The sequence below is a fragment of the Yoonia maritima genome (assembly GCF_002933395.1).
GTDB lineage: Bacteria > Pseudomonadota > Alphaproteobacteria > Rhodobacterales > Rhodobacteraceae > Yoonia > Yoonia maritima_A.
The window spans coordinates 886,805-912,687 of record NZ_PKFN01000008.1; the positions used below are offsets into that span (position 1 = coordinate 886,805).

General features: G+C 55.1%; 25 protein-coding genes and 2 pseudogenes. 14 read left to right on the forward strand and 13 right to left on the reverse strand.

Annotated elements, in window-relative coordinates; genetic code table 11:
* Positions 1 to 343: 343 nt before the first annotated feature.
* Both CYQ09_RS10995 and CYQ09_RS11000 read left to right on the forward strand, forming a co-directional pair.
* Positions 344 to 1,132, forward strand: a complete 789-nt coding sequence (locus tag CYQ09_RS10995) for an ABC transporter ATP-binding protein (protein ID WP_204353930.1) — start codon at positions 344 to 346, stop codon at positions 1,130 to 1,132.
* Between the two features lie 3 nt (positions 1,133 to 1,135).
* Positions 1,136 to 2,764 carry a putative ABC exporter domain-containing protein gene (locus CYQ09_RS11000; protein ID WP_106745405.1) on the forward strand — a complete coding sequence of 543 codons (1,629 nt, stop codon included), beginning with the start codon at positions 1,136 to 1,138 and terminating at the stop codon, positions 2,762 to 2,764.
* A 189-nt stretch (positions 2,765 to 2,953) separates the two neighbouring features.
* Here the strand turns inward: CYQ09_RS11000 and CYQ09_RS11005 are convergent, their stop codons facing one another.
* A complete protein-coding gene (locus CYQ09_RS11005) occupies positions 2,954 to 3,643 on the reverse strand; it encodes a DUF4123 domain-containing protein (RefSeq protein ID WP_162617646.1) in 690 nt (229 codons plus the stop codon).
* Between the two features lie 711 nt (positions 3,644 to 4,354).
* Positions 4,355 to 4,645: a hypothetical protein gene (locus CYQ09_RS11015; RefSeq protein ID WP_106745506.1), complete on the reverse strand. Its 291-nt coding sequence runs from the start codon at positions 4,643 to 4,645 to the stop codon at positions 4,355 to 4,357.
* Positions 4,646 to 4,725: 80 nt separating this feature from the next.
* Here CYQ09_RS11015 and CYQ09_RS11020 point away from each other — a divergent pair, with 80 nt between their 5' ends.
* From CYQ09_RS11020 to CYQ09_RS11060, 9 genes and pseudogenes are all read left to right on the forward strand, one after another.
* Positions 4,726 to 5,445, forward strand: coding sequence for a magnesium transporter (locus CYQ09_RS11020; protein ID WP_106745408.1), 720 nt, complete (start codon positions 4,726 to 4,728; stop codon positions 5,443 to 5,445).
* The gene (locus tag CYQ09_RS11025) at positions 5,433 to 5,909 is read left to right on the forward strand and encodes an ATP-dependent zinc protease family protein (RefSeq protein WP_106745409.1); all 477 of its coding nucleotides are present in this window, start codon (positions 5,433 to 5,435) and stop codon (positions 5,907 to 5,909) included. The genes CYQ09_RS11020 and CYQ09_RS11025 overlap by 13 nt, the downstream gene beginning before the upstream one ends.
* An 18-nt stretch (positions 5,910 to 5,927) precedes the next feature.
* Positions 5,928 to 6,833 carry a 30S ribosomal protein S6--L-glutamate ligase gene (gene rimK, locus CYQ09_RS11030; RefSeq protein WP_106745410.1) on the forward strand — a complete coding sequence of 302 codons (906 nt, stop codon included), beginning with the start codon at positions 5,928 to 5,930 and terminating at the stop codon, positions 6,831 to 6,833.
* Complete coding sequence (locus CYQ09_RS11035) at positions 6,833 to 7,876, forward strand: succinylglutamate desuccinylase/aspartoacylase family protein (protein WP_106745411.1); 1,044 nt, start codon at positions 6,833 to 6,835, stop codon at positions 7,874 to 7,876. Before rimK ends, CYQ09_RS11035 begins: the two co-directional genes overlap by 1 nt.
* Before the next feature lie 179 nt (positions 7,877 to 8,055).
* Positions 8,056 to 8,547 (forward strand): annotated as a pseudogene (locus CYQ09_RS11040) (tyrosine-type recombinase/integrase); the annotation flags it as partial.
* Between the two features lie 173 nt (positions 8,548 to 8,720).
* A complete protein-coding gene (locus tag CYQ09_RS11045) occupies positions 8,721 to 9,401 on the forward strand; it encodes a response regulator transcription factor (RefSeq protein ID WP_106745412.1) in 681 nt (226 codons plus the stop codon).
* A gap of 55 nt (positions 9,402 to 9,456) precedes the next feature.
* Complete coding sequence (locus tag CYQ09_RS11050) at positions 9,457 to 10,734, forward strand: sensor histidine kinase (protein WP_162617647.1); 1,278 nt, start codon at positions 9,457 to 9,459, stop codon at positions 10,732 to 10,734.
* An 82-nt stretch (positions 10,735 to 10,816) separates the two neighbouring features.
* A complete protein-coding gene (locus CYQ09_RS11055; protein WP_162617648.1) occupies positions 10,817 to 11,044 on the forward strand; it encodes a hypothetical protein in 228 nt (75 codons plus the stop codon).
* Positions 11,045 to 11,077: 33 nt separating this feature from the next.
* On the forward strand, positions 11,078 to 11,344 hold the full coding sequence (locus CYQ09_RS11060) for a hypothetical protein (RefSeq protein ID WP_106745415.1): 267 nt from the start codon (positions 11,078 to 11,080) through the stop codon (positions 11,342 to 11,344).
* A 273-nt stretch (positions 11,345 to 11,617) separates the two neighbouring features.
* Here the strand turns inward: CYQ09_RS11060 and CYQ09_RS18330 are convergent, their stop codons facing one another.
* Positions 11,618 to 11,839: a hypothetical protein gene (locus tag CYQ09_RS18330; protein ID WP_162617649.1), complete on the reverse strand. Its 222-nt coding sequence runs from the start codon at positions 11,837 to 11,839 to the stop codon at positions 11,618 to 11,620.
* Positions 11,840 to 11,859: 20 nt separating this feature from the next.
* Here CYQ09_RS18330 and CYQ09_RS11065 point away from each other — a divergent pair, with 20 nt between their 5' ends.
* Both CYQ09_RS11065 and CYQ09_RS11070 read left to right on the forward strand, forming a co-directional pair.
* Entirely contained in the window at positions 11,860 to 12,951 is a 1,092-nt protein-coding gene (locus CYQ09_RS11065) for a DUF3500 domain-containing protein (protein WP_162617650.1), read from the forward strand.
* Positions 12,952 to 12,977: 26 nt separating this feature from the next.
* Positions 12,978 to 13,490: a hypothetical protein gene (locus tag CYQ09_RS11070; protein WP_162617651.1), complete on the forward strand. Its 513-nt coding sequence runs from the start codon at positions 12,978 to 12,980 to the stop codon at positions 13,488 to 13,490.
* 292 nt (positions 13,491 to 13,782) lie between these two features.
* On the opposite strand, the gene CYQ09_RS11080 is transcribed toward CYQ09_RS11070, so the two are convergent.
* From CYQ09_RS11080 to CYQ09_RS11105, 6 genes are all read right to left on the reverse strand, one after another.
* Positions 13,783 to 14,103, reverse strand: coding sequence for a tripartite tricarboxylate transporter permease (locus CYQ09_RS11080; RefSeq protein ID WP_343229856.1), 321 nt, complete (start codon positions 14,101 to 14,103; stop codon positions 13,783 to 13,785).
* Positions 14,103 to 14,666 carry a tripartite tricarboxylate transporter TctB family protein gene (locus tag CYQ09_RS11085; RefSeq protein WP_106745419.1) on the reverse strand — a complete coding sequence of 188 codons (564 nt, stop codon included), beginning with the start codon at positions 14,664 to 14,666 and terminating at the stop codon, positions 14,103 to 14,105. Before CYQ09_RS11085 ends, CYQ09_RS11080 begins: the two co-directional genes overlap by 1 nt.
* Positions 14,667 to 14,752: 86 nt before the next feature.
* A complete protein-coding gene (locus CYQ09_RS11090; protein WP_239495909.1) occupies positions 14,753 to 14,959 on the reverse strand; it encodes a hypothetical protein in 207 nt (68 codons plus the stop codon).
* A 309-nt stretch (positions 14,960 to 15,268) separates the two neighbouring features.
* Positions 15,269 to 16,168 (reverse strand): plasmid partitioning protein RepB C-terminal domain-containing protein, encoded by a 900-nt coding sequence (locus CYQ09_RS11095; RefSeq protein WP_106745420.1) that lies wholly within the window; start codon positions 16,166 to 16,168, stop codon positions 15,269 to 15,271.
* Positions 16,165 to 17,064 (reverse strand): plasmid partitioning protein RepB C-terminal domain-containing protein, encoded by a 900-nt coding sequence (locus CYQ09_RS11100; protein ID WP_239495910.1) that lies wholly within the window; start codon positions 17,062 to 17,064, stop codon positions 16,165 to 16,167. The genes CYQ09_RS11095 and CYQ09_RS11100 overlap by 4 nt, the downstream gene beginning before the upstream one ends.
* On the reverse strand, positions 17,064 to 18,623 hold the full coding sequence (locus CYQ09_RS11105; RefSeq protein ID WP_275425364.1) for a recombinase family protein: 1,560 nt from the start codon (positions 18,621 to 18,623) through the stop codon (positions 17,064 to 17,066). Before CYQ09_RS11105 ends, CYQ09_RS11100 begins: the two co-directional genes overlap by 1 nt.
* A gap of 87 nt (positions 18,624 to 18,710) precedes the next feature.
* Between CYQ09_RS11105 and CYQ09_RS11110 the strand changes: the two genes are divergently transcribed.
* The gene (locus CYQ09_RS11110; RefSeq protein ID WP_106745422.1) at positions 18,711 to 19,079 is read left to right on the forward strand and encodes a hypothetical protein; all 369 of its coding nucleotides are present in this window, start codon (positions 18,711 to 18,713) and stop codon (positions 19,077 to 19,079) included.
* 601 nt (positions 19,080 to 19,680) lie between these two features.
* Here the strand turns inward: CYQ09_RS11110 and CYQ09_RS11115 are convergent.
* The 4 genes and pseudogenes from CYQ09_RS11115 to CYQ09_RS11130 all read right to left on the reverse strand — a co-directional run.
* Complete coding sequence (locus CYQ09_RS11115) at positions 19,681 to 23,064, reverse strand: error-prone DNA polymerase (protein ID WP_106745423.1); 3,384 nt, start codon at positions 23,062 to 23,064, stop codon at positions 19,681 to 19,683.
* Positions 23,061 to 24,539 (reverse strand): Y-family DNA polymerase, encoded by a 1,479-nt coding sequence (locus tag CYQ09_RS11120; protein WP_106745424.1) that lies wholly within the window; start codon positions 24,537 to 24,539, stop codon positions 23,061 to 23,063. The genes CYQ09_RS11115 and CYQ09_RS11120 overlap by 4 nt, the downstream gene beginning before the upstream one ends.
* Positions 24,481 to 25,035 (reverse strand): ImuA family protein, encoded by a 555-nt coding sequence (locus tag CYQ09_RS11125; protein WP_106745425.1) that lies wholly within the window; start codon positions 25,033 to 25,035, stop codon positions 24,481 to 24,483. Before CYQ09_RS11125 ends, CYQ09_RS11120 begins: the two co-directional genes overlap by 59 nt.
* Positions 25,036 to 25,128: 93 nt before the next feature.
* Positions 25,129 to 25,710 (reverse strand): annotated as a pseudogene (locus CYQ09_RS11130) (IS3 family transposase); the annotation flags it as partial.
* Between the last annotated feature and the right edge of the window lie 173 nt (positions 25,711 to 25,883).

A 25,883-nucleotide genomic window follows, 5' to 3' on the forward strand; every position in this document is an offset into this window, starting at 1 on the left:
GATTAACCCGCAGCATTCGACAGAATGGGCTCTCTGCTGCCATTAGATCGGTCGCAGCATTTTTCCCATCAAGGTGACGCGGCCCTCTACGAGGACGGCCCAAACCGGCCATTCACTCATAGGACAGCATGCTGCGCCGCCGCCCGTTGAACCGGACATTCACTGCAGCCGCTAAATCTGCAGATTGGCGAATTACTATGCCGCCAACCATATATTTCCCCTGTTTGCTCTGATGCGGCCTCAGTCATCGTCTAGAGGGACGGTTTTGAACTTAGATTTGACATGAATCGGTGCAATTCATCGAAGAGTTGAGCGGTGTAGGAGAGCGCGTCAGCCCGCCAAGATGTCGGCAAAACGGAACGTGTTGGACAAAGAGCAGATGATTACAGTCACGAACTTCAGCAAGCAATACAAAGGCTTCACGGCCGTGAAAGACCTTAGCTTTTCGGTCGAACCAGGCCAAATCCTTGGATTGCTCGGGCCGAATGGTGCAGGTAAGACAACGACCCTGCGTACATTGTGCGGGATTATTCCACCCAGCTCGGGGAATTTGTCGGTTGCCGGCCATGACGTTGTCCAAGCGCCCATCGCAGCCAAAGCCAACCTGGGCTATATTCCTGACGATCCAAGACTTTTTGACACTATGACGGTTTGGGAGCACCTCGCTTTTACAGCGGCTGCTTACAAACTCGCAGACTTTGAAAAGGATGCCGAAGCGCTCCTCGCGTCATTCGAACTTACCCACAAGCGCAATACGGTCGTCCACAACTTGTCGCGTGGTATGCGCCAGAAGGTGGCGATCGCCTGTGCCTTTCTGCACAACCCAAAAGTGATCCTGTTCGATGAACCCCTGACGGGGCTCGATCCCCAAGGTATCCGGAGGATTCAACAGGCAATCCGCGAGCGTGCGCAGGCAGGTGCATCCATCATCATCAGCTCGCACCTTTTGAGCCTGTTCGAGAATTTGTGTACACATATCATGGTGCTGAACCTTGGCGAGTGCCGCCGGTTTGGCACGATGGAAGACCTACTAAGCGAGGTCGGCACGACGGATAGCACGTCAGCCCTTGAAGAAGTGTATTTCTCAATTACGCAAGCTTCAGACGAGACCTCTGACACGGCGGCGGTCTAAGCTATGGATTCTGCACTTTCCCAACTTCTTATTTTGCGACTGCGAGGCGGCCTGCGCGAACGCTTGCTTCAGTTGGCAAGCTTGCGTGGCCTGCTGTTCTCTCTCGCTTTCGGAGGAATCGTTTGGTTCATGATCGTGTCAAACGGTTCCTCAGGCACGAGCCTTTTGATAACTGAGGCTTTGGACTGGCAAGCGTTGAACGCGCAGATCATCACGTTCATGCCGCTCAGCATGCTCGGGTTGTCGCTGCTCACCGTATTGATGACGACCGGCCCTACGTTTCATTTTTCGCCGAATGAGATCAATTTTCTCTTTACTGGGCCATTCCGCCGACGGGATCTAATCCTTTATAAATTCTGCGCCTATCTCGCGGGTGTCATATTGACGAGCTTGTTCGTCACGCTCATGGCGCCGCCGCAAGCAGGATCGCCCCTGTTCGTCTTTATCGCCACGGTTTTGACACTTGTGTTCGTACAGTTGAACAGCGCCGTCATCGGTATGGCTGGGCACGCGGTCGAGGGTCATTGGCTCGCAAAGATACGATGGCCCGCAACTGCGTTGTTTGGCGCCATTGCAGCGGGAGCCGTGCTTTACGCGTGGGCCACGCCCGACTACGGCATTATCGACCTTCTGTCTGCGTTTCGACACTCATGGATCGGGTCGATAGTCTTGTTCCCCTACATTGTGTTTGCAGAACTCTATGTGGCTGAAACTGTATCGCATCTGGCCCTCTGGTCCCTTGTCGCGGTCGTCATCAATGCGGCGCTGTTGCGTGCTGTCATCGTGTTCGATGCACGCACGACCGACCGCGCACTGGCGGAAAACGCCCGCATGAGCGGCCGATGGGAACGCATCAAAGAAGGTGGATCTTTCTTTGCCACACAGCAGACCGAGTTGCGCTCGATCCAGCGTGCACCAATTCTAGGCGGCCTGGGGCCGATTGCCTGGCGGCAGACCCTCAACGCACTACGGAATTCGTTCAAAATTTTCATCATATTTGCCGGTCTCGCTGCCTGTATTGCGCCGATTTCCTTGGCGGTCGGCGCGCCACTTACGGATCCAGAGACATTGATGGTTGTCTATGTCTTCTTCGCGTTCATCCTACCCCGCAATCTGGTCTGCGACTTTCGCGGTGACCTGAGCCGGATGGAAATCTACAAAACACTGCCCATCGCACCTTGGCGCATTTGCGCAGGCCAACTCGTGGTTCAGGTGCTTCTGGCCTATGCTATCGCTTTGACAATGATTGCCAGCACACTGGTCGTTGAGGCCGGTGTGACAACACAAGTTGCACTGGTATTAGCTGCGTTTGCGCTTCCGTTAACGTTTCTTCTCTATGCAGTCGAGAACACGGTACATCTTCTGTTCCCGACAAAGCTGATGGGGATGGGACGGGCGGACTTTGAATTTCTTGGCCGCTCAATTGTCGAGTTTATCGCAAAAACGATTTTCGTTCTCGCTGCTGTGGCGGCATCAGGTGCTGTGGGGCTGTTCACATTCAAAACAGTTGGAACCACACTGGTTTTGCCTGGATTGGCCAGCTGGCTAACATTGACGTTTATCGGACTTCTGACATTGGTTGCACTGCAATATGCTTTCCTGCGCTTCGCGGTCGCAGAAACCATCGACTAAGCGCCCGTGAACAAGGGCTACGATTGCATGACGTAGAGAACGTCATTGTGGAGTCACTTGAGGCGCGACAAGATCAGCAAAGGAGGCAGCCCCCTCAATATCTTGGGTAGATCAGGCGCTGGCATTGTGGCTGTTTAGTTGGGCTGCATTGCTGTCGTCGACAACGAGCGCCAAACAACCCTAAGGCGGTTACAGTAAGTGTCGCAAGACAGCCTTTTCATCAGAACCCAGACGGATTACAGGTATGTTTTTTGAGGTTTTGCGCGCGGCCCCAAAGCTTTTTGCCCGCCCCTCGAAGCACGTAATGATAGTTAAATCATCCCATGGAAAAGCGCGCGACAGGATACGGTCGGCAAAGTCAGGTGCGTTATGCAGAAATGCTTGCGTGATACGGGGATCATACAGACGCAAATAGAACCACGCGCCTGCCTCATCCTGCACCTTGGTGAACTTGCGCCAATGCGCGCGTACATCCACTAGCTTATCCCGCGACCTGATATATAGCCCCGCCTCCTTGTCCCATAAATGCCAAGGTGCGTCTGAGCGCGTGAACAAGTTGCGAGTAAAGGTGTTACCTTCTTCCAACCGGACAATCCACGGAGCCACATCCTTCAACTCATCATATGCGGCACCTTTAAACAGGCATCGGTGCTCCAACCCGGATGCTTCGAGCATTTCCGGTAGGCTCACGACCTTAGCCGCGTCGAGGATCGCGTAGGTAAATACGCGTGCGTCAGCGATACGATCGCCGAGCTTCACCTCACCGAGTTTTGGCTGTCCAAACAATGTGTCATAAAGTGCGTCCGGCACAGTTCTGGGGACCTCTACGCCAAACTGCTCGTCCAGTGGCTCTACGTCCTCAATAGTTTCAATCGTCAAGGATCTTGCATCTGTGTCTCGCTGGGCAGCACCCTGTTGCGAGTAGCCTTCAATGTCACCTGCGCTCACGATCCATCACCTAATGAGATTACATAATTCAATCTTTGCTTTATGCTACTCAGGGGTGTGCGTCGCAATGCAAACAACACGCATAAGCGCATCTTCGCCCACCCGCGTTCGCCACGTGGTAAGGTTTCAGGACGACCCGCTTACAGCGGTTCTTACAGAAACCTGCACCAATGAAGGGAAGCAACCGATGGTCTGGTGGCAAGATAAAATGATTTGGGTCAAAGTCTTGGCGTTTGGGTCAAAACTGCTTGGCGTTTTATAAAAGGTGTGGAATGTTACGAACCTTTGACCCTCTCGGCAATAATAACTTCAGGAAACAAGAAAACCACGTCATTCAATTCTGACCCAAACGTCAAGCATTTCTGACCCAAATTCAATTGCGGACCTTCATGCCGCGCGCGGCGAATGCCTCGAAAGAGCCCACTATGTGAATTTGAATTTCTCGCTGCGTGCGCTCGAAGCGCGAAAAATGCGGCACGAGCGAATTGAGTGTGCCGCCGCGCAGCAGAAAAACCAGCCATTCAAACTGGCCACAGCATAGATCGGTAGTCTAATCTATCGGCCGCGGGACAAACAGAGATTTCCGTGCACGAGTTCGAATATTCGCTTCAGGCGCGTATTTTGGTGATTTGGAATGGTACGCTAGGTTTCCCCAGCCATTTCTGTCGCCAAGGCTTCGCCACTGACCCGTCTGTAGTTCACAAACGCATTCCCGCTGAGCAGAACGAAGAAGCTGTCCATATCGATCAGAACGTAGCCTTGTTCAAGGACGGCTCGGGCGAGCTGTTCGATATCATCGGCATACAAGCGCCTCTTTCCTAAAAGCTCCCGCACCTGCTTTGCGGACATGCGGAAGCGGCCACTTTCTTTGCCACCAAAACTCTTGCTGTACAGGTTTGCCAGATGTCTGGCAGCAACGTCACATTTGGTCATACGAGCCTCTTTTAACATAAATTTTTATCTATAGACAATAAAAATTTGCCTATGTAAACACCTTGCATGGAGAGAGCATTATGAATCAGCACAGTACATTGATAGAGTCAGGCATTGATTTGTCTCAGGAATTGCGCGCGGCAATTGCCGTTGAAGATGCTGAACGTTTGGATGCCTTGTTCAAACAGCTTCCTTTGTCGGAGGCGCTCCGTGAGTTGCTGGAGTTGTCATCGGTTGATCGTCGGGCTGTTTTAACTCTGATCTCACCCGAAATCGCAGCTGATCTGATCGAGGAAGCACCCCACGAAATCGGTGCCGACCTCATGGAAGACCTTGAGACGGATCGTGCCGTTGAGATCATGGACGAACTGGACTCAGATGTTCAGGCTGACCTGATCGGCGACATGGGGTCCGAAGAAGCTGAGGCAATCCTCGAGCAGATGGATGCCGAGGATGCCGCTGATGTGCGACGTTTGTCTGTCCGGCCGAAGGATGCTTTGAAGGTCTGGCTCAAGGAAATCAGCGTCGGCGTGATCAATGGTATCGCTTTGGGCATCCTGATCGGTATTGTCGCTTGGCTCTGGAAAGGCAGTCCGGCTCTGGGTCTTGTGATTGGCGCGGCGCTTGCGCTGAACACCATGCTGGCTGTGTCGATCGGTGGTGTTGTGCCACTGTTGCTCAAACGCATTGGCCAGGACCCTGCGGTGGCAAGTGGCCCCCTTCTGACAACAGTGACAGATATGGCTGGGTTTTTCTTTGTCCTCAGCCTCGCGACGGTGATGATGCCATGGCTAATCTGAATATGAAGATGGAAAAGTCGAAACGTGAATTGCTGGTCATAGGTTGGATGGAGCATCTTGACCTGCCTGAACTGGGACTGAATCAGATCAAGGCCAAGATCGACACGGGTGCGCGGACGTCTGCGCTTCATGCTATTGGCATCGAGCCTTTTGATCAAGATGGTGAAGACTGGGTTCGATTTCAGGTTCAACTGGATGAAAGGGCACCTCTGCTTTGGGTCGAGGCCAAAATCCACGATCGACGCGAAATAAAGAATACGAGTGGAATTTCAGAAGAGCGAATTGTCATACAAACCTTGTTGAAGTTGACAGACCGGTCTTGGCCCATAGCAGTTTCGCTCACCGACCGGACCAAGATGACGTTTCCAATGATCGTCGGCCGGACAGCTCTGAAAAACCACAACATCGCAGTGCACACGCGCCGCGCAAACCTGATCCGAAAGTTGGGTCGGCAAAGCCCTTGAGGCAGAAAGGATTTTCTCATGAAAATCGCACTGATGGCACGTAATGCTAAACTCTATTCGCACCAGCGTCTGAAAGAAGCCGCAGAAGAGCGCGGTCACGAGATCGATATTATCAACACGCTCCGGTGCTACATGAATATCGCATCTCGTCGACCCGAGATTTACTATAACGGTGATAAACTGACCGGTTACGACGCTGTGATCCCGCGGATCGGCGCTTCGGTGACATTTTACGGCCTCGCTGTTTTGCGCCAGTTTGAAATGATGGGCGTCTATCCTTTGAACGAAAGTGTCGCCATTGGGCGGAGCCGTGACAAACTGCGCTCCATGCAGCTTTTGGCTCGCGATGGTATCGGCCTGCCAGTGACGACATTTGCGCATGACCCAAAACAGACCGACGAGGTTCTTAAGCTGGCCGGCGGTGCTCCAATTGTGATTAAACTGCTGGAAGGCACCCAGGGTTTGGGCGTTGTTCTGGCCGATACAGATCGTTCTGCGACCTCGGTCGTTGAAGCCTTCAGGGCATCCGGCACGAACATCCTGTTGCAGGAGTTCATCAAGGAAGCCGGTGGGACAGACATCCGCGCCATCGTCGTTGGCGGCAAGGTGATCGCGGCTATGAAGCGAACAGGTGCAGAGGGCGATTTTCGCTCCAACTTGCATCGCGGCGGATCGGCACAGGTGATTAAGTTGTCGCCCGAAGAGCGTTCCACTGCTGTCCGCGCGGCCAAAACGATGGGCTTGAACGTCTGTGGTGTAGATATGCTGCGCGCTAACCATGGCCCAGTGGTTATGGAAGTAAACTCTTCGCCTGGGCTTGAAGGTGTGGAAAAAGCGACTGGGTTGGATGTGGCCGGCAAGATTATCGAACACATCGAGAAGAACGCCGTCAAAGGCACCACCAAAACCAAGGGCAAAGGCTGATGGCACGTCGCGCAGCATTTGAGATTGGGGGCCAGACTATTTCCGCAGGCACCCGGCAGACTGTTGACCTGCCGGTCAGCGTGCTGTCGGACCACACGCCGGTGTCGATGTCAGTACACGTTGTCCACGGAAAGGCCGATGGCCCGACCGTTTTTGTCAGCGCGGGCATCCATGGCGACGAAGTCATCGGCGTCGAAATCGTGCGGCGTCTGCTTCGGGCAACAAACCTCAAATCGCTGCGCGGCACTCTTATCGTAATCCCGATTGTAAATGCTTTCGGTTTCCTCAGCCACTCGCGGTATCTACCCGACCGGCGTGACCTGAACCGCATGTTCCCGGGCACATCGGGCGGCTCGCTTGCGTCGCGGCTGGCGCATCTCTTCCTCAACGAGATCGTTGCACGATGTGATCTTGGCATTGACCTGCATTCCGCCGCGATCCACCGGACCAATCTGCCTCAGGTGCGCATCTCGCCAGACAATGCCTACACTGCTAGACTGGCCGAAGTTTTTGGTGCACCGGTCATTCTGCAGTCCCCATTGCGCAAAGGATCGCTGCGCGGTGCAGCAAAGGATATTGGTAAGGATGTACTGCTTTTTGAGGCGGGCGAAGGTTTACGTTTCGACGAGATGTCCGTGCGTGCCGGTGTCGCGGGGATTCTGCGCGTTCTGCATCACGTTGGACAGCTTCCAGCCAAGGGAATAGCCAAGCCCAAAGCCCCATCGCAATATTGTACATCTAGCAAATGGCTACGCGCCCCTGCTGGCGGCTTGTTGCGGACATTCCGCGCCGACGGGGATGTCGTTGCGAAAGGCGATGTCATGGCTGTTGTCGCCGATCCGTTCGGCGAGCTAGAAGAAGAGGTCATTGCGCCATTCAACGGAATTGTGGTTGGCCGCGCGGTCTTGCCCATCGTCAACGAAGGTGACGCAGTGTTTCACCTCGCCCGGGTTAAATCCATGGCCATAGCAGAAGGTGCTGTCGAAGACTTGAACGACCAGTTGTCCGACGATCCGCTTTTCGACGAAGACGAGATCATTTGACCGCGACAGACCGAAACACTCCTCAAAACAGGAAACTCCAGAGATTGGCACAGATAAGTCATGAAGGTTCTTGGCTCGAAACTTTGGACGAGGTGCAAGGTGCATGGAGGTCAGATGTTCCGGCCAATCCGCGATCTCTTCGTTCTCATCGCTCAGCACAGGGCTGCAGGCGCCGCCGAGCATATGGTGCTGGTTTGCGCGCGTCAGAAGTCTGCAATCTCAAGGTCGCGGACATAGACAGTGATCGCATGCTGATCCATGTGGATGAGGGCAAGAACGACAAAGATCGCAAAGCAATGTTGTCACCGGCCCTGCTTGATCTGTTGCGGGACTATTGGCGTGAAGCGCGCCCGGAGGGCTGGCTGTTTCCCGGCAAGCCAAAGATCATGGCCTTGTCGCCACGCCAACTGAACCGCGCATTCACGTCCGCCAAGCATATGGCTGGGATCAACAAGCCCGCCACGTTGCACACCTTACGCCACAGCTTCGCGACACACTTGCTCGAAGCCGGAACAGATGTCCGCGTGATCCAAGTGCTGCTGGGGCATTCCAAGCTCAGCACAACCGCACGGTACACCCATGTCGCAACCAAAACCATTCGTGGCACCGTCAGCCCGTACGAGATGCTGGAGAAGCTGCAGGATCACACCGTCAGGCGAGGATTGGAATAGCGGCTCGGGCGGTTGCCGCGCCCACGGCTGGAGCTCGCTGACATCTTTCGGAAGTATGGCCCCGCATATGCCAGGGTAATAACACAGTGCGGGGCTCGAAAGGTCGTCGCCCGAATAAGAAACGCCGTCAGGACCACTGGTTATTTCCGGCGCTTTTCCAGTAGGATGCTCTCATGAAGGTCATGGTATTAGAAGATGATGCAGAGATCGGCGCGTGGGTCCGCGACGGCCTTTCGCGTGCGGGTCACACGGTGGATTGGGTGACGGACGGCAAGGACGCACTTGTCGCGGCAACGACACGAGAGTTTGACGTGCTCGTTCTCGACCGGATGGTGCCCAGTCTGGACGGGTTATCGGTGTTGAAATCCATCCGGGCAGCCAAGGTACAGACGCCGGTTTTGTTTTTGACCGCTCTGTCCGAAATCGATGACCGCGTTGAGGGGCTGCAAGCCGGAGCCGATGATTATCTGTCGAAACCCTTCGCATTGACCGAATTGGAGGCGCGCGTGTCCGTCCTGGGCCGTCGCGCATCGCCGTCACAAAGTGCCGAAGTCACGAAACTGACTATTGGCGACGTTACGCTGGATTTACTTAGGCAGACCTGCACACGACAGGGTCGGGCCATTGACCTCAACGGTAAGGAATTTCGCCTGCTCGAGGCACTGATGCGGGCGAAGGGGCGGATCCAGACGCGCAACATGCTATTGGAAAAGGTCTGGGACATGAACTTTGACCCGACCACGAGCGTCGTCGAGACCCATATGAGCCGCCTTAGGGCAAAATTGGAGAAGCCGTTCGGAGACACGGTCATCCGCACCATCAGGGGCGCTGGCTATGTTATCGAAGGGCATTAAAAAGTTTCGCCATCTATGGCGTCTTTCCGCCCTGAGGCAAGCGCTGCTTTTGACCATGGCCTTTTTGATCGTGGTTGCCGGCGCCGCGGCATTCTCGGTCTTTGAAGTTCGGGACGCTATGGATCGAAGGGTTGATGATCGCCTTGAATCGCGGTTTGCTGATGTGAGCGCTGCGATATCTGCTGGAAATCTCCCGTCCGATGCCAACGATGCCTCTTCTCTCGAACGGGTGATTTTCCTACCCCCGAGCAAACGTGGCGCGGACGGATTTGGTGAACATGGCATATTTTTTGATGACGATCTGGTCCCGCCCGAGGGGAGGCTTCGGGGGCGTCCGCTCGAGCCCTGGATTTTCTACGGTGGACCCGTTGACGGCGGCTGGCTGATTGTCGGTCAAAATGTCGGCGAATTATCGGTTTTCGACGAGGTTCTGACCGATACATTCATCGGAATGGGCTGGATCACGCTATCGCTTTCACTCTCGATCGGTCTTTTTCTGGGCTGGCGCACCCAACGACGTCTATCGGACGTGACCAATGCGCTTGGTCGCGCCGCCGAGGGAGATTTGCAGGCAAGGGTCGCGCCAAGACACAACCGCGACGATCTGGACCAACTCGGGATTCAGGTCGATGAAACCATCGCACGCATAGGTTTGGCGCTGGAACAGGCGCGCGGGTTTTCCGCGAATATTGCCCATGACTTGAAGACGCCGCTGACGCGCCTGCGCCTTCGGCTAGAAACCGCGCTTCTGACAGAAGGCGACCGCGAGGATGAGATCGGTGCGGCAATGGAACAGGCCGACAAGGCGATCGCGATCTTTGATGCTTTCCTACGGCTTTCGAAGCTGGAAAGTGGCGCTCTGGAAAAGAGGTTTACGCCCGTCGATTTGGCAAAGCTCGCGCAGGATACCGCAGAAACCTACGCCGCCGTTGCCGAGGATACTGGACGCACGCTCAAGACCGATCTGTCGCCGGTGGTCGTGAATGGCGACAGGATCCTGCTCAATCAATTCCTGTCCAATCTGATCCAGAATGCGCTGCGACATACCCCCGAAGGCAGCACGCTGACTGTCATGGCCAGAGCAGGCCTGTTCGGCGTTCTTGATGACGGACCCGGAATTCCTGAAGCGGAGGTCGACCGCGTCACTGAACCTCTCTATCGACTTGAACGAAGCCGGACCACCGAAGGCGCAGGGCTAGGTCTGTCGCTGGCAAGGGCGATTGCGGCCCGGCACGGCGCGGAATTCATCCTATCCGACCCTCCCGAAGGCGGAACCGGACTGTTTGTGCGAATGGTCTGGGAGGAGCCCAACGACAGGAAATCGCGAACTTGACAGATTTGTAAGGCTCACGCCAAGCGACGGCAAAATGGCCTGTCTAGATGTGTCTCATCAAACAAACCGAAAGGCACATCACATGCATAAGATTATCGACACCCTTCAAGTGATTGGCGGCGCTTTGATCGCCTTGATCCTTGCCCCAGTAGTCGCCCTTTTCGGGCTGACCATCCTTGGCCTCGCCATTGGTGCCGCTGCCCTGATGACCGGTACGATCACCGCAATGGTTTGGCAGCAAAACCGCGCCGCAAAATCGGCAAAGACCGACGCGGACGCACCGACAGAAGCTGAAGCACAGCCTGCCTGAGTTTAAATAGAAAAAACCGACAAGGACCTTACAATGGCGAGTTCAAACATTCTCCCCGTCGGCTTCATAGCCATCATGTTGACCCTTTCCGGGACAGCCATTGCAACCGCCCAGAACGGGCCGTTTACGTCCAGCGAAGCAACTGCCGCGGTCACGGCCGAGAAATTCGAAATGCTGATTCGGGCTGATCACCGAGTTGGAGAGCGCAGTCGTAACAGTCGAGGTATGTCGCCTGGCGCGCTGCTGAATGATGCGGATGGGGACGGCACGATCACTGCCGACGAGTTCCACCGGACCTGATGCACCAGCAATGGCCTGTCCCATTCGGGACAGGCTTCGCCGCCATGACGCTACAGAAAACAGGATCTTGAGGGGGCAGTTATGCGCGATTTCGCTGGTTTTGTCTGGAAAGAGCACCGCGTGATCGGTCTTCTAACGCTCACAGCGCTCTGTATCGCGCTCTAGTTTCTCGCTAATCTTGACGGTGAGGCGATCTATTTCTCCAACCCGGCCAACCAGAATCAGCCAATCAAACCCTAGATGTCGATCCGCTATGTAGAGCAATCCTGGGGGCTAACCAAGCCCATCATGTTCGAGATCATCGGCTATATCGAAAGGGCCACCTAACACTTCAATCGCGGTCTGAACCTTTTTGGTGCCATCGACCATATTGGCTGGGCCGGTCACGTGGAAATGGCGAGCGAGCCGACCGTCATACGTCAGCAGTTTTCCGGGGAATGACTGACCGATTACGATCCCTACCTCATCGAACTCACAGTGCGCTGAAAAGCGCAAACAAACCGAAAGGACACTTTATGAAACGATATCTTCTGGGCGCATCCGCCATTGCAGCCATTGGTGCGGTTGCCTTCATTGCCTACGGCCAAAGCCTAGATGGCGGAGGGGGGCTGCAAACCCCTCCCGTCGAAATCACGCTCCGCGACAGCTTTGACGTGGAACCCGCTGACGCCAAAGCAAACGCCATCGTCGCAGCTGCAAACACCTTTCTCGCCACACTTTCGGGCGATGAACGTGCCCTTGCAGTCTATGAGTTCACCGACAACATCCAGCGGTCCAACTGGTCCAACTTTCCAACCGGACCCGTGCAGCGCGGTGGCGTGATGCGCGGCGATTTGACCGATCAACAGAACGCCGCAATGGACGCCTTGCTGGCCGAAGTGATGAGCGAGGACGGGATGAACAACATCCGTTGGCAACTCGCCGCGGAAGAAACGTTCGATGAGGGGCCCGGCGGCGGGGCGCAGTTTGGTGATGAATACTACTTCATGTCGTTTCTGGGCGAACCATCGACCGAGCAGCCGTGGATGCTGCAATTCGGCGGGCACCACCTCGCGTACAACATGACATTTGTGGGGCCTGATGTGTCGTTCTCACCGATGCTCACGGGGGGCGAACCGCTCAAGATCACCTACGAGGGCGACGCAATCTTTATCACAGAAATCGAACTGCGAGCGGCGGATGCCTTTATGGCAAGCCTCGATGATACGCAGCGTAACACGGTAATTCGCAGCAGCAGCGCCATCAATCTTGTCGCAGGCCCCGGTGAATTTGGTGCTACGATCGCCCCAGAAGGACTTAAGGGTAGCGAGATGACACAAGATCAACAGGCACTGTTGAGTGCGGTGGTCGCCGCGCGACTGGGCTTTATGAATGAAGACGATTTGTTGCCTCATATGGAAACCATCCGGTCCGAGATCGAAGAGACGTATTTTGGCTGGTGGGGACCGACCGATACACTTGGTGCTGGATATTTCCGCGTCACCGGGCCGTCGGTCCTGATAGAATATGCCCCGGTGGATCAGGACGGCGATCCGACCGATCACGCCCACAACATGTACCGCGACCCGTCGAATGATTACGGCACAGCCTGGATCGCCGTCCGATGATCGGGCGGGGTGCAATACTGGGAGGTGTGCTTGCGCTTGCGGGCACACCGCTCTTTGCTCATCCGCATAGGGATGTGGATCAACAGGTCGCGCTGACGCTTGCCGCAGATCACGTTGCGGCTGAAATCGTCATTGTTCCTTCGATAAACGCAGGCCCGACGATTCTCGCGCGCATCGACACCGATGCTGACGGCACGATTTCCGATGTCGAAGCCGACGCTTTCGCCCAGGACGTCCTAGCAACTACGGAACTTGAGGTTGCGGGCAGTCCGGTTTTTTCTGAGGTAACACAGGTTGATGTCGGGGACCCCGATGCATTGGAAGCGGGTTTGGGGTCCATCGTGATTTCCACAAAGACGGACGTGGTGATCGAATTGCCGATGACGACCAATGTCTCATTCAGCATCGGTTTTGCCGAGTTCGATCATGATTGGTTTATCCAGCCTTACCTGCAAGGCAGCACGTTTAACGGCGCTGCGATCAATATTGAACGGAGCATCGGCGGCAAGATCACCGTCATGCTCGACATGGGGAGTTGACGTTAAGCGAGCCAGAAAATTCTGAAGTTGGGCATTTCGGTGATGGCAGCTTTGTCCGCAACTTGATCCTGCCCCCCCCATTCGTACTGCGGCAGGCATGAATGGCCGATTTCGCCGCGTGCTGTGAAAGAATATTTAGATGTCCTCGATGACGCGGCTTTTGGCGCAGCATCGGAAGTAGAACCAAAGTTCGCGTCCCACTCTGATCCGGCAAGCCAGTGGACGGCGGCTCGGAATACATATTTGAAATCATCGAGGAGGCACAGGACCAAGCAACTGAATGGCTCTGGACTTACAACAACGAGCGACCAACATGGGCATCGGCCGCATACCCGCCCAATGCGGTCGCAATGGCCGACGGCGCACCCGGAATGTTCAGCAAGATCGCTGTGCGCGAATCGCCATAAACGCCGCCCATATAGATACCAATCATTAACGAAATCGCCGGGTAGACATTCCATGAAAAGGTGAACGAAATCAGGATCGAAACCGCCATCGTCACCGATAGGCCCGGAATAGCACCGACATATACGCCAGCAAACGTACCAAGCCCCACCAGCATCAAAAGCTGCGGCTGTGAAAAGACAGTCAGAAAAGCAATCAACGTGTCCATCAGTTGGCTCCTCCGGAAAGATCACGGAAGAATTGGATAAACTCGGCCTCGGGGACGATGCCCGCAGGCATCAAAACGGTAAACACAATCCGGAAAATCAGCCAAATCGCCAGCAAACTGCCCAGCGATACTGTCAGCGTGAAGCGCCAACTGCGTTTTGACAGCAGCTTAATCCCGATAATCAAGAACAGGGCCGAGGTAGGCAAAAAACCCAGCGGGCGCAGCAAGACAGCATAACCAATCAGAAGACAAACAAACAAGATCACGACAATCGGCAAAATGTCCTTTGCCAATGTTTCAGTCGTAACGCGCGGCAGCGACGCGGTGCGGACAACAACAATCAAAGCGCTGATAGACATGACCAAAGTGGTGGCCATCGGTATTGCGCCCGGCGCGGATAATGCCTCGAACCCGGAAATACCGTAGGCGTTCCATAGCAGCCCAACGCTGGCAATCAGCATGATAACGGCAAAGCCCAATTCACCCGCACGGCGATTACTTTCATATCCGCCTGGCGTGGCGTCGGATGTCCCGTCGTGGTGTTCGGGTTCTGGTGTTGTCATGATGTCCTCCCCAGGCCAACGGCCTGCTCCTTACGAAAAGGCGGCGCCGCTTTTTGTTCGTGCGACGAATTTAGCCGCTGCCCAGTTTATTCGCTTGGACGTGCGATACCGAACTCTTCTGGTGATGCTTTGGTCAGACCAGCATCATCCAACAGCCAAGCAGTACCCTGCTGCCATTTATTCAGGAATTCCTCTGCCTCGTCGCCAGAAATACCCATCAGCGTAAAGCCACGGTTGTCCATCAGCTCGACGAAGTCAGCATTCTGGGAACCTTGCACATAGGCGTCTGCCAATTTGGCAACTACGTCATCGGGTGTGGCGTTTGGCGTAAATACACCAAAGAACGCACCCCAAGGAAGATAGGTTTCATAACCTGCATTAGCAGATGCTCACGCTTCGTTATGACGCGCGGTTTCAATCATGGCTGTCTACACATGCTCCCAAAATGCGAGTTCACGCGCAGGCAGTTTGACACAGAAATGCCAGAGATATGGTCCGGCACGATGGGGCCATGCCCACCACCACCCTTGATCCGCCCTACCCTGCGGTCCCCGCGCTTCATGGGTCCGGTTCCCCAAACAAATTTTGCGAGTGCGGCGTAATCAGGACGCAAACGCTTCTATCTCGGAGATCCTTTCAAACGCAGACAAGAACGCGTCGTGGTGCACCGACAGATACCGCGTGACCCGGTCGCTGCCCATCAGTTTTGTGATATATCCACGAGCCAGAACCAAATCGAGATGGTCCACCCCATAGCTGTCTTCAACGAGACGCACTTCGCGTTCCAAATTGGCGGATTCACGTTCCATCAAGTCGAGTTGTTCGCGGGAAATTCCTCTGATCTGCTTCGGCGTTGCCGCTGATACCAGCAGGCTTTCCGGTGTCGCAGCAAGAAGAGACCGTGCGTAATTGATCGTGTATTTGTTCATTGCGACCATCAACTGTGCCGCTTCAATCTGACGTAGGGGTTTCATCTTCTTAAGGATCTGAAACCCGGTCAGGGCAACCTGCTTGTCTTTGAGCAGTTCGGCGGCCTCATCACATATGCCATCGAGAAGCTGACGTTTCTGTTTCAACGTCCGGATGTTGATGTTCAGAGCGCTCGCCAGACGGGCCTCGGGAACACCCAATGACAACGCACGCAGGATCATTTTGTGTTCCTGAATGGTTGCAAGGCGGTTGATCCGCTTGTTGTAAGTGAAGGCCTCATCGTCGGTTGAGACCAGACAACGTGCATCGGTGTTGCCTTGATCCTTCAAAACCTCATGTCGGAGATGGCCATCAAGCAAAGTGAATTGGTCTGGGTTGTGCGGATCACGCGCAACCACTATTGGCTCGACCAAGCCGATTTCGTGGATTGATGCAGCGATCTGCTTGAACTTGATGCTGGCCCTCTTTTGTGGCGTCACAAGATAGAGGGGCGCGATTTTGTCAAACGGTATCGTCAGCAATTCTTTTTCAAAGGCTGCAGCAACGGTTTTTTCTTCGTCGGTCGTTGTCATGTTTGTGCATCCTCCAAGGGTGTCAATCGATCAGCAATCGTCTTTGGCAGAGTTGCCAATCCTTCTGCGCGTAATAGCGTGACAAAATTTTCGTCTGCCATCAGCGTCTTGAGCGATTGCGTGAGAAAGAGCATTTCACTGCGTGTCGCATGTGCCTTGCGCAAAAGAACCTTTTTCTTCTCGACGTCGTTTTCATAGGTCCTGAGCAGGCTTTCGACCGATAGAGTCTTTCGTGAGCCCCGATCCGCCGAAGCTTGCCCCTTACCATGCTTTTGACGGGCTTCGACAAGCCGCTTCGCTCTTAAGAGTCTCCCGCCACGCAGGAGCTTTTTCTCATAGGCTTGCCTGAGAACTGCCTGCACACCAACATCATCTGCGTCAGCGATATCAACGGCGACGCTCACCGGAATCTTCCCGCTTTCTACTGCGCGCAACAGGCGATGCTCGTGACTTTCCAGCAGCCTGATGACGCCATGCACATATTTGGCGGACAGTTGCGTTTTGGCTGCAATCTCTCGCTCCGAATAGCCATTGTTCTTGAGTCTTGAGATGTCCCGCAGCAAATCCAGCGAGCGATGCTGACGGCGAGCCAGATTTTCGACGAGGCTCATCACAAGGCAGTCTTCACTGCTGGCGTCGATGACAATCGCCGGAATTTCCGACTGACCAAGGGCTTTGAAGGCCTCCAAACGCCCCTGACCGCACACCAATTCATAGGTTGGTTCGTCACCTCCTTCTGGTTCCCTTGCCGCGATGGTGATGGGCCGTTTCAGCCCAAGCTCGGCAATGTTGGCGGTGATTTCATCGAAAACCTTTTGATTGCGAATCCGTGGATTGACCACCGTGATCGCGTCGACGGAAACCAGCACAGTATGTTCGCGAGATACGGTGGTCATCATGCCACCTCGAGAAGCGGCGCACGCGCCGTCATATTAAAAAAATGGGCGAGGTCCTCAAAACGGTACGCATCAAGGGACAGGCCATTGTGTTCAGACAGGCGCAGCTTGGATTTGGTCATGTCGAAGGCCGGCAGCAAATAGTAGTCCAGCGGTAACTCATTCATCTGTCCCATCCGGACGACGATGGTCATGTCGGGAAAACGCCCAGTATCGAGGCGAATGTTCCATCGAAACGCACCAGCGCCGGTCTGCATGCAGCGCGCGATGACGATGGAAACAGTGAACTCATCGTTGATGGTAAGGATGCCTGATTGAGGGTCACACTTAACGTGCCCGCCAACGGCTTCGACGCCCGAGACCATGTCGCGGATAACATTTGAGTGCATACCGCGCAGACGCTTATTGATCTCAATGTATCGGTAGTCGCGGTCCGGCTTGAAACTGACAAGGCTGTAGGCCCGCAGCAGACTGCCAAACCGATTTTGATATGCACCGCTTGACGGCAAGGTCGCCGCTTCGTTGATGACAAAGCCGGAGAGAAAACCATGTTGTTCCAGTATCTCTTTGAGGCCTTCGAGCATTTCTTCATCAGACAACCGTTGAGACCGTGAGCTGATAATAGCACGCGCCGCCTCGAAGAGATCGGTGCTGACAATCGCTTCAAAAGCGCCCGCCGCACGCACCCAATTGTTCGGGTCATTGCGGACATGGCGTTTCTTTAGTTTAAACGAATTGCGGTTCCAGATATTGTTGCCGATGTACTTTTCGTTGGTCAGGATTTGACGGACTACGGCTGGCGACCAACTGCGACCGAGATCGGTTTTGAATCCGCGAGCATTCAAGTCGGCAGCGATTTCAACCTCGGATTGATCGCTCTCAACAAAACTACGAAAGATCTGGTTCACGATGACGATCTCTTCATCCGGTCCGGGAACGAGCGTCACACGATCCGTTTGAATGCTCTTATGTTCGCCCCGTAACAGAATGCCTTTCACATTTCCGGCTTCGTCAATCAGCATCCGTCTCAGACCAAAACCCGGCGCACCACCTTGGCGGTAGCCCAGTTCGATCAGGCGGGACTGACCAGCGAAGACCTTTTGCGACAGCTCTCGACTGTATTCTCCTGCCATTGCCCGCTTTAGACCCTTGACGACGGTGGACATTGTACTGCCATCGTTTTCGAATTGCTCGGCGCAGTATTCGACCGAAATTCCGGCGCGCTTGCAGGCATACTCGTAGTAGGCGCTTTCGTCAGCGTCCTGGAAACGTCCCCAACGGCTGACGTCGTAGACCAAAACTGTTTTAAACGCAGTTTGTCCGGCTTCGATGTCTTCAATCAATTGGGTTAGACCAGCCCGGCCTTGAATACGTAGACCGCTCTTTCCGGCGTCGGAATAGGTTCGAATGATCTGGTAGCCGCGCTCATCAGCGTATCGCTGGATCGCGTCCGCCTGATTTTCAGTCGAATAGCGCTGATGCTCTGTAGACATGCGAACATACTGGGCAGCTCTGCGGTCTTCATTAGGTGTATCTTCTTTGTCTTCTGGCCAAGTCAATGCTGTGACCCCCGTATGTTGAATTTACAAACCTGAGCAGATCGTCTGCGATTCCTTTCTCAATCTTAACGGGTGAGGGTCGGAAACATGTTTCATAAAAAGGGCAGCTTGTTTCATCGAGAATGCGAGGGACTGGTTTCTGCTTCAGAATACCGGAAGGCGATCAGTTTAGCGCTGTCTCAAGAATTGGGTGGCGCTGGTCGCGCGGCGAAAGAAACAGCGCGGTGGACGGGAGCAAGCGAACGAACAGCTAAAAACTGGATATCGGAAACCTACGGTCCAACCGGTGAGAACCTGATTGAGCTGATGCGGCATTCAGACACCATCCTTGACGTTGTTTTAGTCTTGGCAGGTCGTCACGAAGAACGTCTAGCTCGGCGGTTCACCTCTGCTAGGGACGAAGTAGCTGAGGTTTTGCGCAGTCTTGATGCGATCTGGAGGCCCGATGACGGCTGATTGACTACCTGAAACGTAATTTTCGAGATCTATCGCCTTTGGGCGAAAGGAAAACCTTCGAGCCGCAAAAGGCAAAGCTCGTGCGTCGCAGTTCTTGAATTCTCTTTAAAATCAGACCGTCATCTTCACAAGAATGGTAAAACTATGTGTCGCCTCACACGACTATAAGACGCCAAGCAGTTTTGATCTTTCCGTCAAGACTTTGACCCAAATCATTTTATCTTGCCACCAGACCATCGGTTGCTTCCCTTCATTGGTGCAGGTTTCTGTAAGAACCGCTGTAAGCGGGTCGTCCTGAAACCTTGCCATGTGGCGAACGCGGATGGGGGCGAGGCAATGCTATTCGACGGAAGCGGTGCGGCCCGCAGCGATCCTACATGTTTTTCTTCGACAACGAGGTCGGTAACACCATGACCAGCATAGTGATACATGGCCTACTCAGGCCGCTCAGACCCAATCATCGACACCGTGTTGACGCCGAAAGCATAGCATTGGGTTGAATGACCGATGCCAGAAGGCATTGGCTCGCACTATCTCTGCAAGTGCATTAGGCCGCAGTGAGTCCCTTTTGCTTAATGCTGCGCCTTGGACGAACGGCGGTTCAATGAAAATCTCGGCTTGGAAACAGGCGTTTTGCTTGATCGCGCGGGTGCATGGCGCGGGCGGGGTAGCGGGCTTTTTTCGGGGTATCATCGGCGCGGGGGCCTTCGGTTGTCAGGGCGTCAGGCAGCGGGTGGCCTAGGTCTGACAATGTGTGGGACATGTCCTGCACGTCTTGTGCAATCAGATGCACAACGATGCCTTCGCGTTGCAGATAGCCCTGCACCCGCAGCAACCGCCCGCCCATGACGATACGGCGGAACCGTTCGTAAACCTTGGGCCAGACCACAACGTTACTGACCCCGGTTTCATCCTCCAGCGTCAGGAAAATTACACCCGACGCCGTTCCCGGACGCTGGCGGGTGATCACCAAACCGCAAATGCTGTAACGGCCAAGCGGGATATCTTGCAAAGAGGCAAGTGTCACCAACCCGGGCAGCGCGGGGCGCAACAGCTCCATGGGATGCGCCCGCAATGTCAGCCGTGTGGACACGTAATCTTCGACCACCTCTTCGCCCAATTGCATGGTTGGCAAATGGACCTGTGGTTCCTCAATACCTTCGCCATCAATAGGGTCGTTGAACAAAGGCAATGGATTGGGGGCGCGGATTGCCTTGACTGACCAAAGCGCATCACGGCGGGAAAGGCCCATGTCAGAAAACGCATCTGCCTCGGCCAGGCGTGTCAGCACATCGGCGCGTAGACCGGCGCGCAGCCAAAGAGCCTCGGGGTCGGGATAACCATTGCCGCGTGCGGCCACGATCCAGCTTGCGTCTTCTTCTTTGAAACCCTTGATCTGGCGAAACCCCAGCCGCAACGCAAGCGCGCCATCAGGGCGGCGTTCTAATGTATTGTTCCATTCCGAGTAGTTGACGCAGATCGGTCGGGTTTCGACGCTGTGTTCACGTGCATCGCGCACGATTTGGGCCGGGGCGTAAAACCCCATAGGCTGGGAATTAAGCAGCGCGCAGGCAAAGACCGCTGGATGATGGCATTTCAACCAAGCCGATACATAGGCCAGCATGGCAAAGGCGGCGGCGTGGCTTTCAGGGAACCCGTAATCGGCAAAGCCTTCGATCTGGGAAAAGCAGCGTTTGGCGACCTCGATATCATAACTGTTTGCCAACATGCCGTTGATGAATTTATCCTCAAACGCCCCGATTGTGCCCATGCGCCGGAATGAGGCGAGCGAGCGGCGCAGGTGGTCAGCCTCTTCCGCGCTAAAACCGGCCCCGACTACGGCGATTTGCATGGCTTGTTCCTGAAACAGGGGCACACCAAGTGTACGTTTCGTGACTTCTTCTAGGGCGGGGCCAAAGGGCTCGGCCTGTTCCAGCCCCTGACGACGCCGGATGAAGGGTTGTACCATGCCACCCTGGATCGGGCCGGGGCGGACAATCGCAACCTCAATCACAAGATCATAGAATTCCCGTGGCTTCATCCGGGGTAGAAAATTCATCTGCGCCCGGCTTTCCACCTGAAAAACACCGACCGCATCGGCGCGGCACAACATATCATAGGTGTCACGATCGTCCTGCGGGATCGTTGCGATGGTGTGCGTGATGTCCTCATGCCTCTGCAACAGCCCAAATGCCTTTTGTATGCAGCTCAACATGCCAAGGCCCAGCACATCGACCTTCAAAATACCCAATGCGTCGATGTCATCCTTGTCCCATTCAATAACGGTGCGATCCTCCATCGCGGCGTTTGATATAGGCGACAGCTCGTCCAGCCGCCCACGCGTGATGACGAAACCGCCAACATGCTGTGATAGATAGCGGGGAAACCCGATGATTTCTGCGATCAGGCGAATGGTTTGCATCAGGCGACGATCTTCGGGATCAAGGCCGATTTCGCGAATGCGGTCCAGATCGACGCCGCCATTGGTCATCCCCCAGATCTGGCTGGACAGGCCTGCGGTTACGTCTTGAGACAGCCCCATGACCTTGCCCACTTCGCGGATCGCAGCGCGGGATCGGAAATGAATGACGGTGGCGCAAAGCCCTGCACGGTGGCGACCATATTTACGGTAAATCCACTGAATGACCTCCTCGCGCCGCTCATGTTCGAAATCGACATCAATATCCGGCGGCTCACCCCGGTGTTTTGAGACGAACCGCTCAAACACCATAGAAATCATATCCGGGCTGACATCCGTGATCCCCAGCAGATAGCAAAGGATCGAATTAGCCGCCGATCCGCGTCCCTGGCACAAGATGCCCTGAGATCGGGCGAATTGCACAATGTCATGAACAGTCAGGAAATAAGCCTGAAAATTCAATGCGCTGACCACGGCTAGTTCTTTGTTCATCAACTGGATCGCGCGGTCGGTCGGGCCATGCGGATACCGCCGTGCCAACCCTTCATGGGCCAGCCGTTCCAGCCGGGCCTGCGGGGTTGCATTCCCAGCATCCTCATGGGGGTATTCGTAAGACAGCTCTCCCAGATCGAAACTGCATCTGTTAGCGATCTCAACCGTGCGGCGTAGCGCACCGGGGTGGTGGCGAAACAGCCGCGCCAGATCAGCGCCGGATTTCAAACGGCGCTCTGCATTGGGCAGCGCACGGGTACCTATCTGATCAATGGTGATATGTTCACGCATACAGGTCAGCACATCGGCCAATTGTCTGCGATTAGCGCGGTGCATCAGAACATCGCCAACCGCGACCATGGGGGCAGATGTTTTATGTGCCAACAGGGCGCAATCCGCCAGATAGCTTTGATCTGTGCCGTCATATCGCGGGGCTGCGCCCAGAAAAACGTGATTGGGAAAATGCCGCCGCATGGCCTGAATATCTGCGGTGGATTCAGTCAGGCCGGTTTGTGGCAAGGCAATCAAGATCATGCCTTTGCAGGCGGCCATCATGTCCTTGCGATACAGGTGGCATTGGCCTTTTTCCGCCCGCCGTTTGCCCAGTGTCAGCAACCGGGTCAGCCGTTTATATGCGGCTAGATCACAGGGCAAAGCCAGCCAGTCCACGGGACTATCCAACAAAACCAAACGGCAGCCAACAATCAGCTTCGGCAGTGAAAATATTGTCGGTTTTGCGATCGGATCGACCTGCCCAACTTCTTGTCTAGAAGAAGAATCAAGACGGTGTTGGGATCGGATTTGCACCGCACCTTCCGCTTCGCGCTTCAGCTCTTTCAATGCGGTCCATGCCCGCACGACCCCAGCAAGGGAATTGCGATCTGTTATTGCGATAGCGGACAGGCCCAGTTCGGCTGCGCGCATCACCAATTCTTCGGGGTGGGAGGCCCCGGTCAGAAAGGTAAAATTCGTCGTTACACAAAGTTCCGCATAGGCCCGCCCATGTGCATCTAAATTCAGCATGTCCCGGCGAAAGGCCTCGACCGGGCGATGGGTGCGATTTACCTCGATCATGCGAATTCTCCCTGCACGAACCAGCCGGGATTTTGCGGGGTATAAAACAGCCAAAGCCGCCGACCCTGTTTGGTTTCCACCCGCCAATAATCGCGCAAGCCAGAACGCCAATTTTCATCCGAAAGCCACCATTCCGGCGCGATGCGTTCCGGTCCCGTGGCGCGTCCCGTGGTCAGGGGCATGCGCCGCCATCGAAACTGGCTTGGCGGTCGCGGGCCATGGGCCGCAATCGGTTCTGGTGGAAACAGGCAAAGCGGGCGTAGATTCGCGTTGCTCCAACCGCTTTGCGGGTCAGAATACGCAGCGGGTGCGACAATAAAACTGCGTTCGGGGATATGGCTGTCAGCGGGTAGGAAACGTTTGATGTTTTCCAGCCCAATGCGCGCGCCAAGGCGGCTGATCAGATCATCCAGCTTATCATTAGCGCGACCCGACACATGGCTGATCTGCTGCGCAGGCAAGGGCTCGACCTGTGTTGCCTCAAGGCGCAATTGATCAATGCCAAACCCGGCCTCGACCTCGGACAATCCCCGTTCGAACAGGGGGAGAATACGCTTGGCGTCTCGCAATGGCTGCGCTAGACGCAGCTCAACCTGTTGTTCACCCATATCCACCCGGCGCAGCGTCACGCATAACATGCGCGCGCCCATTTCTTGCGCTTTCAGTTTGGCACAAAGCTGCACCAGCAAGCGTTCAGTGCCCGCCGTAACATCGCTTAATAATCCGATCGGTTCTGGCAAGGTCATCCGCACGCCGTAATGCGGGGGTTCTGCAAGTGGTGTGATCTCCTCGGACTGATTGCCCAATGCCTGATCAAGCCGCAGCAAAAGGCCGGGGCCAAAACGACGGGTCAACGGCGCGCGGGGCGCCGCCGCCAGATCGCCAATGGTGCGTAACCCCAGCCGGTGCAATGCAACCGATATATCATCACTCAAACGCAGGGCCGCGACGGGCAAAGGGGCCAGCGCCCCAAGCATATCGCCCTGTTGTGCGGTCCCTTCGCCATAATGCGCCAGCGCCCAACCCGCGCCCCGTGTATCCCCAACCCCGATCTGCACACAGACCCCCGCATGGGCCAACCGCCGGCGCATATCGACAATCATGGCAGGCTCATCGCCCCAAAGATGCGCCGAACCCGTTATATCAAGCACCAACCCATCCTCGCCTTCTATCCCGACCCAGGGGCAATACCGCGTCGCCCAACGGCGCAGGATAAGAAGAAACTGTTTGTCTTTTGCAGGATCGGCAGACGCGCTTTGCAAACTCGGGCAAAAGGCGCGCGCATCGGCACAAGACATACCCCGATAAAGCCCTTTGCGCGCGGCATCCGGGTTCAGGCAATAAATACGATTGGCGTTCTTCTGTTTCAACGTCAGGACAAAGGGCGCATCGATCAGGCGCTGACGTAAAACCCGGTCAGTTGCCAGCCGGGGAAACCATAATGAGACGATGCGCCGTTGTATCCCATCGAACATGCCAGACACCCAATGTTCCGCTTTTGTTCTTAATAAGCTCCCAAGTTTGCAGAGTCGAGTCTTTAGCATCAAAAGCCGGGCTACAGCGCCACCGAGTTTCGGCCGCATTGCTGCCCATGCCTTCAGGGATGATAGCCAACCCCGTTGCCTTTCCATCCCGTGCGGCCAGCTGCAACCGCCGCCCTGCGGTTAGGCCAATAGGCTGGCTCAACGCGATCACAACAAGCGTGACAGCATTTGAGCGCAAGGCCTCTTCGGCGACAGCCAAAGCATCCTTTTGGTCTTTGGTATCGCAGATGGTCAGGGTCGCAGGATCAATGAAATCAGAAAACCCGTTGGGGTTAAGCTGCACAGCATCCCACGCTTCGCGCACCCAAAGTGTCTGCCCCCCCAATCGCGCGGCCAGCGCACAGGCAAAACCATAGGCACTAGGCCCGCAAACTTCATGGGTCCGGGCACTGGCAGGTGGAAAGAAATGTAGAACGGGGATGTGCATACATGAACTTTAGCAGCTGGTGATCGTATTGGAAAATACTGGAACGTCACAAATGTAGACCTGTGGCGGTTTCGTGCCGCGCCAAGTGCTCGTTTAAGCTACTTTTCTTTCGAAAGCGACGGGGCTTTTCCAGCCGAGTGCTGAATGCATGCGTCGCGGATTGTAGAAGCCGTTGATGTACTCAAAGATCGCCATCTCAGCTTGCCTGCGCGTTTCCCATGACCGCCGCCATATCAGTTTGGCTTTGACGGTTTTGAAGAAGGTCTCAACCGCCGCATTGTCATAGAAATTGCCCTTTCCGGACATCGATATCATGAACCCGTGCTGGCGCAGGACTTTCTGATAATCGTGCGAACAATATTGCGACCCACAATCCGTGTGATGCATACAGTCTTTGGGTGGTTTCCGGAACGCGATGGCCATCTTCAACGCCCAATTCCTTCAGTTCCTCTGTCATGCGTGGGCAGCCATAACTACCCAACGACAGCGCGAACTGCTCACGAATGTGCGCCAGCGTGACCAGATCAGATCGTTGCCTGCGGCTGGCAGGCCGACTGCGGAAAGCACGCAAGCCCCGCGCCCTGACATGCATAATCTGGCACATGCGTTGGATAGAAAATGTGGATTGTGCTCTTCAATAAACTTAAACCTCACGGCTTTTGGCCTGCAAAGAAGATCGCCGCCTTCCTAAGAAGCAGCCATGTCAGTCTCCGGTGGTAACTCTTGCAAATCATAGCCGAAAGACTTTGCGCGGCGCTTGAGATTACCGAACACGCGATTGCGGTATCGTTCCTCATAATGGGTCGCACCGGGGTCTTTGTATGTCATGCCGTGTCGGAGGGTGTTGT